General features: G+C 44.5%; 13 protein-coding genes. 12 read left to right on the top strand and 1 reads right to left on the bottom strand.

Features of this window, described 5'->3' with window-relative positions:
• The 6 genes from QZ735_RS06520 to QZ735_RS06495 all read left to right on the top strand — a co-directional run.
• Positions 1-524 (top strand): phosphoribosyltransferase family protein (locus tag QZ735_RS06520; protein WP_294245841.1); only part of this gene is annotated, 524 nt, incomplete at its 5' end.
• On the top strand, positions 514-1,068 hold the full coding sequence (locus tag QZ735_RS06515; protein ID WP_294245838.1) for a TerD family protein: 555 nt from the start codon (positions 514-516) through the stop codon (positions 1,066-1,068). The genes QZ735_RS06520 and QZ735_RS06515, both read left to right, overlap by 11 nt.
• A gap of 6 nt (positions 1,069-1,074) precedes the next feature.
• Positions 1,075-2,247, top strand: a complete 1,173-nt coding sequence (locus tag QZ735_RS06510) for a toxic anion resistance protein (protein ID WP_294245834.1) — start codon at positions 1,075-1,077, stop codon at positions 2,245-2,247.
• Positions 2,248-2,259: 12 nt separating this feature from the next.
• Positions 2,260-3,207 (top strand): hypothetical protein, encoded by a 948-nt coding sequence (locus QZ735_RS06505; protein WP_294245832.1) that lies wholly within the window; start codon positions 2,260-2,262, stop codon positions 3,205-3,207.
• A 54-nt stretch (positions 3,208-3,261) separates the two neighbouring features.
• Positions 3,262-3,873, top strand: a complete 612-nt coding sequence (locus QZ735_RS06500) for a TerD family protein (protein WP_294245829.1) — start codon at positions 3,262-3,264, stop codon at positions 3,871-3,873.
• 141 nt (positions 3,874-4,014) lie between these two features.
• Positions 4,015-5,049, top strand: coding sequence for a TerC/Alx family metal homeostasis membrane protein (locus tag QZ735_RS06495; protein ID WP_294245827.1), 1,035 nt, complete (start codon positions 4,015-4,017; stop codon positions 5,047-5,049).
• A 451-nt stretch (positions 5,050-5,500) separates the two neighbouring features.
• Here the strand turns inward: QZ735_RS06495 and QZ735_RS06490 are convergent, their stop codons facing one another.
• Positions 5,501-6,499, bottom strand: a complete 999-nt coding sequence (locus tag QZ735_RS06490; RefSeq protein WP_294245824.1) for a catalase — start codon at positions 6,497-6,499, stop codon at positions 5,501-5,503.
• 225 nt (positions 6,500-6,724) lie between these two features.
• Between QZ735_RS06490 and QZ735_RS06485 the strand changes: the two genes are divergently transcribed.
• The 6 genes from QZ735_RS06485 to QZ735_RS06460 all read left to right on the top strand — a co-directional run bounded on the left by QZ735_RS06485 (position 6,725) and on the right by QZ735_RS06460 (position 11,572).
• Positions 6,725-7,159: an FKBP-type peptidyl-prolyl cis-trans isomerase gene (locus QZ735_RS06485; RefSeq protein ID WP_294245821.1), complete on the top strand. Its 435-nt coding sequence runs from the start codon at positions 6,725-6,727 to the stop codon at positions 7,157-7,159.
• A 190-nt stretch (positions 7,160-7,349) separates the two neighbouring features.
• Positions 7,350-8,300 (top strand): hypothetical protein, encoded by a 951-nt coding sequence (locus QZ735_RS06480; protein WP_294245818.1) that lies wholly within the window; start codon positions 7,350-7,352, stop codon positions 8,298-8,300.
• Between the two features lie 38 nt (positions 8,301-8,338).
• Complete coding sequence (locus QZ735_RS06475; protein WP_294245816.1) at positions 8,339-8,914, top strand: helix-turn-helix transcriptional regulator; 576 nt, start codon at positions 8,339-8,341, stop codon at positions 8,912-8,914.
• Positions 8,915-9,000: 86 nt separating this feature from the next.
• The gene (locus QZ735_RS06470) at positions 9,001-10,473 is read left to right on the top strand and encodes a class A beta-lactamase-related serine hydrolase (RefSeq protein ID WP_294245814.1); all 1,473 of its coding nucleotides are present in this window, start codon (positions 9,001-9,003) and stop codon (positions 10,471-10,473) included.
• 60 nt (positions 10,474-10,533) lie between these two features.
• Positions 10,534-10,944: an Rrf2 family transcriptional regulator gene (locus tag QZ735_RS06465; RefSeq protein WP_294245812.1), complete on the top strand. Its 411-nt coding sequence runs from the start codon at positions 10,534-10,536 to the stop codon at positions 10,942-10,944.
• Between the two features lie 67 nt (positions 10,945-11,011).
• Positions 11,012-11,572: an NAD(P)-dependent oxidoreductase gene (locus QZ735_RS06460; RefSeq protein ID WP_294245809.1), complete on the top strand. Its 561-nt coding sequence runs from the start codon at positions 11,012-11,014 to the stop codon at positions 11,570-11,572.
• The last annotated feature ends 8 nt before the right edge of the window (positions 11,573-11,580 follow it).

Raw genomic sequence — 11,580 nt, 5'->3', positions numbered from 1 at the left:
TCAACCGGAACCATACCTATACCACCGACTACGGGAACCTCAGCTTCGAGGATCGGAAAAATCTTATCGCCAACGATACTTATTATCTGGATAAGGATTTTTTAAGGGGAAAACTTTGTATTTTTATGGATGATATCAAAATTACGGGCAGCCACGAGTACACGGTGAATAAGATCCTCGAGCAGTATGGGGTACAGGGAGACTTTGTCTTTATCTATTATGCTGAGCTGATGAACCCTGAGGTTGACCCGAAAATTGAAAACTTCTTCAATTACTATGCAGTGAAAAATGCAGAACATATTGCGGAAGTGATGGCAAAGCCGGGATTTCAGTTCAATACAAGGATCGTAAAGTATATTTTAAGCCTGGAATCAGGTAAATTTGACTATCTTACGTCTGTAATAAAAAAGGAACAGAAGGATCTGCTGCTCGAACTGGCAATCAGCAACAACTACCATCTGATCACTGAATATGAAAATAACATTAACACATTAACACAAACCGAATTATATTATGGCTATTAACTTACAGAAAGGACAGAGAGAAAATATAAATGCCCCGAAATTCACGGTAGGCCTGGGGTGGGATACCAACAATACTTCCACCGGCACCGCTTTTGACCTGGATGCTTCCCTGTTTTTACTAGGCGAAAATAAAAAACTGGTATCAGACAACCACTTTATTTTTTACAATAACCTCGAATCGCCGGATCAGGCGGTGATCCATTCCGGGGATAACCTTACCGGAGACGGAGCAGGGGATGATGAGCAGATCAGGATTGACCTTACCAAAATTGATGCTTCGGTAAAGGAAATTACCGTAGTGGTCACCATCCATGATGCAGATGCCAGGAGGCAGAACTTCGGGCAGGTAAGGAACTCATTCATCAGGATCTTCAACACCGATACCAATGAAGAGATCCTGAAATACGAGCTGGACGAAGATTTTTCCATTGAAACCGCAGTAGAGTTCGGAAGAATCTATAACAGGAACGGGGAATGGAAATTCGAAGCCGTAGGCAGCGGCCAGAGAGAAGGACTGGAGAAATTTGTAGCAATGTATCAATAATTTATCATGAATAATCAGGACAACCAACCTATAGATCCGCTGGGATCCATTGAACCATTAAAAACATTCGAACCCACACCGATGGCACCGCCGCCGGCTATGGCTGCACCTTCATCACCTCCTGCACCGCTGGTGGACCGGGAAGGAAATGTGAACCTTACCCAGATGCAGACGGAAGAGCGCCAGAAATACCAGGCATTGGCAGACTCCATAGATGAAACCAATCCGGGATCGATTGTGAACTTCGGGGCAGACCTGCAGCGGACCCTCTCCAACCAGAGTGACAGCTTCCTGGGGAATGTGAGAAGATCCAATTCCGGCGAAGTGGGGGAGCTGATCAATAACCTTCTCATCGAGCTGAATTACGTGGATGTGGAAGAGCTGAATCAGAATAAATTCAAAAGCTTCCTCAGCAAACTGCCGTTCATGAAGACCGTTATGACGCAGATCGAGAATTTATTTACCAAATATGACAAGATCATCAACAATATCGATCAGATTGCCTATAAGGTAAACGCAGGAATCATTACGTCCACAAAAGACAATGCGGTGCTGCAGACGATTTTCGAAAGCAATGTAAACGCCATCAAGCAGATTGAGGAACTGGTGATTGCCGGAAACCTGAGAATGGAAAAAGCCGCCGCCGAACTGGCCGCCATGGAAGCAGCACCTCAGAATTACCAGGATTATGAAATTGCGGACAAAAGGGATTTCATTGCAAGACTGGACCGCAGGCTGGCTGATCTTAAAGTGGTGCGACTCATTATGATGCAGTCGCTTCCGCAGATCAGGCTGGTGCAGAACAATAACGTTTCCATTGCGGAAAAAGCACAGACCATCCTTACCACCACGCTGCCGCTCTGGAAAAACCAGCTGTCTCTTGCCGTCGCCATGTACAGACAGCAGCAGAGCATCGAGATCCAGCAGAAAGTTTCCGCCACTACGGAAGAAATTCTGAGGAAAAATGCCGAGCGCCTGGGCCAGAACTCCATCAATGTGGCCAGAGCCAATGAGCAGACGGTAGTTTCCGTAGAAACGTTACGCGAAACAACCGCCAAGCTGATCAATACCCTGAACGAGGTGAAACAGATCCAGAAACAGGGAGCCGAAGGCAGAAGAAAACTGGATCAGGACCTGATGACCCTGGAACACGAACTGAAAGCAAACGTAAGAGGATAATGGATGTAAAAGGTGAATGAAGAGGCTGTACATATCATGTCCCAAAGCAGAAGGAGGTTAACGAAACTTAAGCTTCTCGCCAATTTTTTTGAAAATGTGGATATCATCTCAATCTATATCAAAACAGACAGTATCCATCATCTTTTTCAGGAAAACAAGGGGCTTGATTACAACAGGCTTGAACTCTTTCACCTTCAGTACACGGACAGCCTTATCGAGCTTTTAACAAAGATCAAAAGGCAGAAGGAAAATGATATGCTGGCGGTCCTCAATGAGATGGAGGTCAACAACCGGTATATTGCCGGATTCGAGGAAAAAAGGATAGACGGTTTTGAAACCGACCGTAAAATGTACAGCGGTATTTTTTCCAACCAGCTGAAAAGCCTGTACCGGGATCTTACCGAAGACCGCCTTACCCTGAACTGGGATAATGTGCTGTATTTCCACAGGAAGTATGCTGTGGAATTCTACTGGTCGGAAGTAAATGAAGAAATGCTGAAGACCGGCGATTTTCCGGCTTATCAGCATCAGGACTACCGGATCGAGAGGAAACTGCTGGGAAGGCTGAATATACAGAACTTCAAAGTGCGGTTTATCTGCGGATATGCAGTAAACGGAAATGAATATGAGCTGTTCAAGGTTTTCCAGTCTGAAGATTATTTTATCTTTGACATCGAAGCCCGGAAAATCTACCTGGCAGATCCGGAAAAACTGGAAAAACTGAATACGATGCCGAATGAATCGAACCAGGGAAGCATGATCCGGCAGCTGAAAACAAAAAATGAGCAGCTGGAAAATTCCATGAACGAAAGGAAGAAAGCATTGCCGGAACAGGTGGCGGAGGTACTGAAAGATTACATTAAGAATCTGGAAGACACGGATATCATCAGCAGAATGTTCGATATCAACGAAGAGACCAATATCCTTCGCGCTATGCTGAAGTTAAATTTAAAACAATAAGAAACGGGTTGCATGGCAATTCAGAAAATAAAACAATAAACCAAACATAAAAAGATGGCTATTAACTTACAGAAAGGTCAGAGAATCAATCTGACAAAAGAAAACGGAACGGCACTTACACAGGCCTGTGTGGGAATCAACTGGGGGGCAATCGAGAAGAAAGGATTCTTCGGGGGAGTATCAAGGGAAGCGGTGGACCTCGACGGCAGCTGTATCCTGTACGATGCCAGTAAAAATGCCACCGAAGTCATTTATTTCGGAAACCTGAAATCTAAAAACGGATCTGTAAAACACAGCGGGGATGACCTTACGGGAGATGTAAACGGAAATGATGGTCTGGATAACGAGGTGATTACCGTAGATTTCAGCGGTCTTGATTCCAGTGTGGAACATGTTGCCATGGTCCTTAACAGCTACAAGGGACAGGATTTCGGAACCATTCCGTTCGCTTCCATCAGAATTTATGAAGGTACGCCTACGAATGTGAGAGAGGTTTTTGCCAAATATGATATTGCCAATGATATTTCCTTCAAAGGACATGTGGCTATGGTGATGGGCGTCTTCTACAAAAGGAACGGGGAATGGAAGTTCAATGCCGTCGGAGATCCTACCAAAGACCGGAAACTGCAGGAAACCATCGAAACGGTAAAACAGAGATATCTGTAGAAAAGAGAATGGCCGACAGGCCCGGCAAAGACCATTTACAGCCGGGCATTACAATCTGCCGTATGCAGCGGCAGTCTATTATGGGCAATACCTGTACGATGTGCAGCTGTTGCTTTTATCATTTAACAACACATTATAAAAGTGGGACAAAATACCAGTATTTTAGATCTTCATCCCGGTCTGGTTTGGGGATTTGCGGTAACCGTAGTTATCATGTTGCTCCTGGATTTAGGGGTTTTCAACAAAAAGAGTCATGAAGTTTCCTCCAAGGAAGCTACCATCTGGTCCATTGTATGGATTTCGCTGTCGATGGTATTTTCAGGGGTCGTTTATTGGGTATACAATTCAGATCTGGGACCCGGCAGTCATGCGCTGGCGGTAGAGAAATTCACGCAGTACCAGGCAGCCTATTGGGTAGAAAAAGCATTGTCAGTAGATAACCTTTTTGTATTTATCCTGGTGTTCGGCTTCTTTAAAGTCCCTAAATACCTGCACCATAAGGTGCTCTTCTGGGGAATTATCGGGGCACTGATTTTCAGGGCCATCTTTATCTTCGCCGGAATCGGGCTGATCAACCTGACCTATCTTCCGGAAATGAGTATTTTCGGACATCCGGTGAAAATCAATGTAGTCATGGCGCTATTCGGGTTTTTCCTGGTATATGCAGGGATCAAGTCCTGGGGCGGCGGTGACGATGATGAGGACGAAGACTACAGCAATACCGCAGGCGCTAGGCTCATCAAAAGATTCTGGAAAGTCTCCGATAACTATGCAGGCGATCAATTCTTCACGGTGCAGAACGGAGTGAAGATGGCCACCCCGCTCCTGGTAGTGGTAGCCGTTATCGAGTTTACCGACGTATTGTTTGCCGTAGATTCCATCCCGGCGATCTTTGCGATTTCCAATGACCCGTTCATCCTGTACACCTCGAATATTTTTGCCATCCTCGGGCTGAGGTCGCTGTATTTCCTGCTGGCCAATTTTATCCATATGTTCAGTAAACTGCCGTATGGATTGGCTGTGATCCTTACCTTTATCGGAATAAAAATGCTGATTGCCCCATGGATCCATATTTCTTCTCCGGTTTCCCTCGGAATCGTGGCAGGCGTCCTGGTGATCTCGGTTATCCTTTCCCTTATTTTCCCTGATAAAAAAGAGGAAAAAGAAGGAATATAAACGGATTTTGCAAAATACATGAAAGGCTTTACTAAGGTAAAGCCTTTTTTATTGGAATAGAAGGGCAATAGTCAAGTATAACTTTCGCTAAAAATTGACTTTCAGTGCAAAATCCACTCTTTACGTTTCGTCAATAGAATTCCTGCGGCTCAATGGTCAATTTTAACAAAGTTCTTAAAATTCACCTGCGCAGCAAAATTAATTCGTGAAACGAAATTCACCCTTAACATTTTGTCAATAATCAATCCGCTGCGCTCGTCAATGGTCAATATTTAAATCAGCCTGAAATGACAGATATTGCAAAAACCTAACAGGTTTTGAAAACCCGTAGGTTCGGCGTCCGCCTAATATTAGGTATTCAGGCGTATATTAGCAATTTAAAAGCATCTTAAAATTCACCTGCGCAGCAAAATTGACTCGTGAAGCGAAATTCACCATTCACCATTCACTTTCACTTATACTTCAGCAGGGTGTTGATCTTCAGTCTTGTCTGCATGGAAACCTTATACGCTTCATCCCGCAGCTTCTGCAGTTTCCCGACCGGCTGGAAAAACGGATGGCTTTCAAACGGATTAAAGGACAACAACTCGTTTTCACAGGCTGCAGGATCAAGAAGGGCATTTTTCTTTATTTTCAGCTCCCCGATTTTTATGAACGGCGAGTTTTTCCATTCCACATTCAGCTTATTGATGGGCTGGTCTTCCAGGTTATAGCAAAGCTGGATCATTATATCTGCGGTAAAATCGTAATCAGCCAGGTATTGTTGCAGGGCTTCTTTCGTTTTTAATTTTTTTCCGAAATGCCGGTCTACGGATTTCGGGGAAAGCCTGATCTTCATCATATAGTCTCCCAGCCGGTAGACCCCTACCGAATGATAATCGAAGGAAAGGAAGAAGTCGTTCCGCCGAGCCCAGAGCTGGATGCTGTTTTTAATGAACGAGACCGTCAGTGTTGACGGAATAACTCTCAGGATCTGCAGGATCAGGGAAAAAGAACTCCATTTCTTCACAAAAAACCGGTTCACGGACGTAAAGAGCTTCAGGAATGTGCTTACCGAGTTAATGGGAAACAATGGGAAATTGACCAGCGGGTAATTGACGATCAGCTTTCCGCCTTCGTCCTGTAGTTTAATGGCAAAGCCGTAGGCCGGAATTTCTTTCTGCCCGCGCAGTATTTTGGGATGCGCATGGGAAAGGCGGATGGTAAGATCATATTTTTCACGGTCAAAAAACGGCCGGATCTTCTCAGGAATATCCTGGCGGAGGATAAACTCCCCTTTTGCTACAATATAGCTTTTGGCATGAGCATTCCTGGTGGCATAAGGCACATCGCTGATGGCTGAAGACTGTTCAACAAAATCTGCGATGCTGCTCTTGTTGATATCAAGGAGTGCTCTTTCTTCATCAGTCAGCTTGTTATAGGAAGAATTATATTTTAATGGGCTTGGCATTAGTTTTTAAGTCCAATTATAACGCCAAGTTTCGGGAAATGTATTAACACAGTATTAAAGATATCTGAACTTTATGGTTGTGGAATCTGTAAATTAATGACGAGGATGCAGTGATGTTAAAAATAAGATTTTAAATGGGGTTCTTATGAGCCACGGATAAAAAACTTCCGTTATACGGCGTCCGCCATCCCGTCTTAAATCTTATCTTTGTAAAAAAAATCAATTATGGGCGTAGCAGATATGTTATTCAAGCGTAAAAAGGAACAGGCAGAGAAAAACCTTAAGGACGGCCAGGAGTATATGGCAGCATATGGGAAAAGAGAAAGTGTGGTTGAACTGTCAAGCGGTCTCCAGTACGAAATCATTACCGAAGGTGAGGGTGAAAAGCCGGGTCCGAGATCTACCGTTAAATGCCATTACCACGGAACCACTATTACCGGAAAAGTCTTCGACAGCTCGGTGAAGAGGGGAACGCCGGCATCCTTTCCTTTGAATAAAGTCATCAAAGGATGGACGGAAGCCCTTCAGCTGATGCCGGCGGGCAGCAAATGGAGACTGATCATCCCGCCGCACCTGGCATATGGTGATCAGCAGATCAGCAAGGAGATCGGGCCAAACAGTACCCTTATCTTTGAAGTAGAGCTGCTGGAAGTGAAATAAAGTAGCCGATCTTAAAAATACCTTAAAATTTACCTGATTTCCGGGTAAATTTTTTTATTTGTACTATCTTGGTACGGACAGTCCGGAGATCAGAGAATCAGCCGTATCGGAAAAAACTGAAAAAAGAGTCACGAAACAGATACGATTATCGGCGGACAATGGCCCGGATCAGCACTTTATACAAACGGAAATGAAAAAGCTCGGTTATCTTTTCGTGATGTTATGCCTGATGAATTCCTGTGTTTCAAAAAAGAACCAGGCCATAAGGCAGAATATCCTGACCCTGAAGGACAGCTATTGCAAAGCTCCCTTCCAGTACAATTATTCAAACAGGCTGCCCTCGTACAATTCCGATTCCATTATTACGGCCAACCGCGATCTGAAAGGAAATTTCTCCGATCAGAGCATCCTGATCCTGAATGCCCTGGATAATCTGGATGAAGTCCATGAAATCATGGAGCTGAAAAAAGACAGTTCCCTGGAGTCTCAGGTGAAAGTGCTGCAGCTGAAGACTAAAATCAACAGCAAAATCACCATTGCCCTGACCGAGCTGGATGCCGTGGCGGCAGAATTCGACTGTGAAGGCGAGCGGGTAGCCCAGATCGGGAATTATGTGGACAACCTTAATGCTTCGCGGAACAACAGGCTGATCCTGTATTCCATTGTTACCGGTGCAGTAGCATCCATTGCCGGCGGAATCGTAAAGGATGAAGGATGGAGCAGTGCCATTGATATCGGCGGCGGAGCATTGGGTGCCGGATTCGGGCTGGCTACCCTCAATCCGAAAGGCAGGAAAGTAGAATTTATCCATCAGCGTAACCTGCTTCGCGATATCTGGAACGAAAAACTGGAATCCCCGAATTTCCCGCCCTTTATCTGGTATATGTATACCGAGAAAAAATTCGCTACTAAAGAAAGGCACTCCATCATTACCAGCATGAAGGAACGTTGGCTGCATTATCAGTTTGATGATGATAAGGAAGAGGCAGACCGGTCCGTGATTTTCAGAGACGGAGGCTATTACCGGTCCGGCGACCTGCACAACCGGGCGGCCATGCTCAACCAGATGCAGTCGGCTACGCGTACCATTAACCAGAATATCAATTATCTGCTGCTGGATCTGGATAAATTGATTTTATAATCCGGAATCGGTACTTTTGTCTTTGTTTACTGTTGTATATGTCGGAACTAAAAAAAATAAGGGAAGCCAGGAACCTGACCCAGGAAGAACTGGCCCAACAGACGGGTCTCTCCGTAAGAACCATCCAGCGGGTGGAAGCCGGAATGCAGCCTAAAGGGTATACCCTGAAAACACTGGCTGCCGCCCTTGATATCGCTGAAAAAGATCTCCGGGATCCCGGAAATGCGGTACGTCAGGAAAGCAGCGCTGAGGAAATACCCATAATACCGGAAAAAGGAGAGGCTGTAAACTTTACCCTGGTTAAGATCATCAATCTTTCTTCACTTCTGCTTGCATGGCTTCCGGTGGCTAACTGTATTCCGCCTGTACTCATTATGCTCTTTACAAAGGAAAAATCGCAGATCACGAAACAGATCATTTCCCTTCAGGCTGTCATAGCCATCATTTCTCCCGTGATTTTTATGATCATCGCGCTTCTGAAGCTCGGATCTCCTTCTGTCATGGTTACCATGGTCCTGCTCGTCCTGGCCAATATTTTTGTAATTCTGAGGAATGCTTATGAAATCGATAAAAAAGGAAGCCTTTACTATAGATTGAATTTCAGTATCTTATAGGTGTGTCGTATTATTGTCGGGTTTTTGTCGGGTCTTTTTTACAGGTCAAAGTGCAGTAATTCCGAATCTTTGCCAAAAATAAAACAATGGCTAAAAGATTCTTCCTGTATGTATTGACAGTATTATTTTCCATGGGCTCCACCTGTGCCCAGATTGCGGAAAACTCCCCGCTTTTTTCAGAACTGCAAAAGCAGGACAGTGTTTTTTTCGAGAAAGCGTTCAATACCTGTGACTTCACATATCTTAAAAAGGCAGTGGATGAGAATCTGAAATTTTATCACGATAACGGTGGCTTTCAGGATAAAAAATTATTTTTGAAGAGGACGAAAGAAAATATCTGTTCCGATCCTCTTAGAAAGCCAATCCGGAAAGTCGTTCCCGGCAGTCTTGAAGTCTTTCCGCTGTATGATAACGGGTTTTTGTACGGGGCCATACAATCGGGGGAACATCAGTTCTATATCCGTGAACCCGGTAAAAAAGATGCTTTAGGCGGAAGGGCAAAATTCACGACGGTCTGGACAAAGAAAGAAGGGACCTGGATCATGAGCGATGTACTGAGCTATTACCACGGAGATCCCGGTACCCGCCGTTCAGATATTGCTGATCCGGTTGAACAATTACTGAAAGACCATAAAATCCCAACATTAGGATTAGGGGTCATCGAAAAAGGAAAATTAACCCGGATACAGGTATACGGAACACTTGATGGAAAAACCACAGCCCCTTTTAACAGCCTCTTTAATGTAGCCTCCTTAGCCAAACCGGTAACCGCTATGACGGTCTTACGTATGGCAAGCCTCGGAAAATGGAATCTTGACGAGCCGCTGGATGCTTATTGGATAGATCCCGATGTGGCAAAAGATCCCAGACACAAAAAATTGACAACCAGAATCATCCTGAGCCATCAGACTGGTTTTCCCAACTGGAGATGGCAGAAAAAGGATCACCGGCTTAGCTTTGAATCTGATCCGGGATCAAAATACGGCTATTCAGGCGAAGGTTACGAATACCTTCGGAAAGCTGTTGAAAACAAATTCCGCAAACCTCTGGAAGTGTTGGCGGAAGAAATGGTATTTCAACCCCTGGGAATGGAAGACACAGGCTATATCTGGAATGAAAAGAAATATGCGGAAAGATGGGTTACAGGCTATGATGAAAATGGTAAGCCTTATGAAACCGTGAAAAATACCAAAGCAAACGCTGCAGACGACCTTGTAACTTCTGTGGAGGATTACAGCAAATTTTTGATTGCCGTCATGACTAATGCCCTGCTTTCAGAAGCGGTAGGTAAGGAGATGAAAACTCCGCAGGTTAAAACTAAAAAAAATAAATATTTCGGGCTGGGTTTTGAAATTTATGATCTGGGAAACGGAGAAATTGCCCTTGCTCATGGCGGTTCGGATAAAGGTGTCAATACCCTCGTGGTGATGCTGCCCGCAACCGGAAAGGGCCTGGTGATTTTTACCAATGTAAATGACGGGTATAGAATCTATGGGCCGCTGATTGATCATTATCTAGGCGAGGCCGGGAAAAAAATCATAGCAATCGAGACGAAATAATTTTAATGTAATAAATTTTGTTACATTAATAATTTGTATTATCTTTGCAGGGTAATTAAGATGAACAATACAAGATTTGCCACGGCAGTACATATTATGACTTTGCTTGCAGGCAGTCCGCAGGACTGGCTTACTTCCGAATGGATGGCAGGAAGCATCAATATTAATCCTGTGATGGTACGTAAGGAGTTAAGCGTATTGAGGGAAGCCGGCCTGGTCATCAGCCGGCAGGGAAAAGAAGGAGGGAGCAGGCTGTCGAGAACTGCGGAAGCCATTACCATTTCTGAAATTTATGCTGCCGTGAAAAATGCGGAAGTGCTTGGGAAGAAAAACAGCAATCCCAATCCGGCCTGTCCCGTTGGAAAAGACATCAATGAACATCTTAATACCTTATTTTCAGAAACCGACCAGCTGGTTATACAGTTTCTGGGTGATAAATCATTAAAAGAATTCTGCAGCCAGTTCAGCTGATTTTTTTTGAATATAAATGTAACATAATATATTACAATTAGTATAAACAATTAAATAAATGAAAATTATGAAAAAAGTAGCCGTAATCGGGGCCACGGGATTTGTGGGGACACATGTTGTTAAAGAACTGTCAGACAGGGGATATCAGGTGGAAGCTTTCGCAAGGAATACCTCAAAAGTTCCGCAGCTTGACAACGTAACCGCTAAGAGTATTGACGTTAATAACGCAGAGGAATTGTCCGAAGCCCTGAAAGGAAATGATGCGGTGATCAATACCTTCAACCCGGGATGGACGAATCCGAACCTCTATGATGATTTCCTGAACGGTTCCGTAAAGATCGAGAAAGCCGTGGAAGAATCCGGGATTAAAAGATTCATCACGGTAGGCGGGGCAGGAAGCCTTTTCATTGATGGAAAGCAGCTGGTGGACGGGCCGGACTTCCCTGCCGACATCAAACCGGGTGCTACAGCAGCGAGAGATTACCTGGACAGGATCAAAGAAAATACAACCCTTGACTGGACCTTCTTCAGCCCTGCTATTGAAATGCACCAGGGAACGGCAGGCGTAAGACCCAGCAGGGAAATGTGGAAATCGCCAAACCGGAATATGCCGGAAAGTTCTTCGTAAATTCCTTA

It is taken from the genome of uncultured Chryseobacterium sp., from assembly GCF_913776365.1.
GTDB lineage: Bacteria > Bacteroidota > Bacteroidia > Flavobacteriales > Weeksellaceae > Chryseobacterium.
This window is presented reverse-complemented; position numbering and strand designations above follow the sequence as displayed.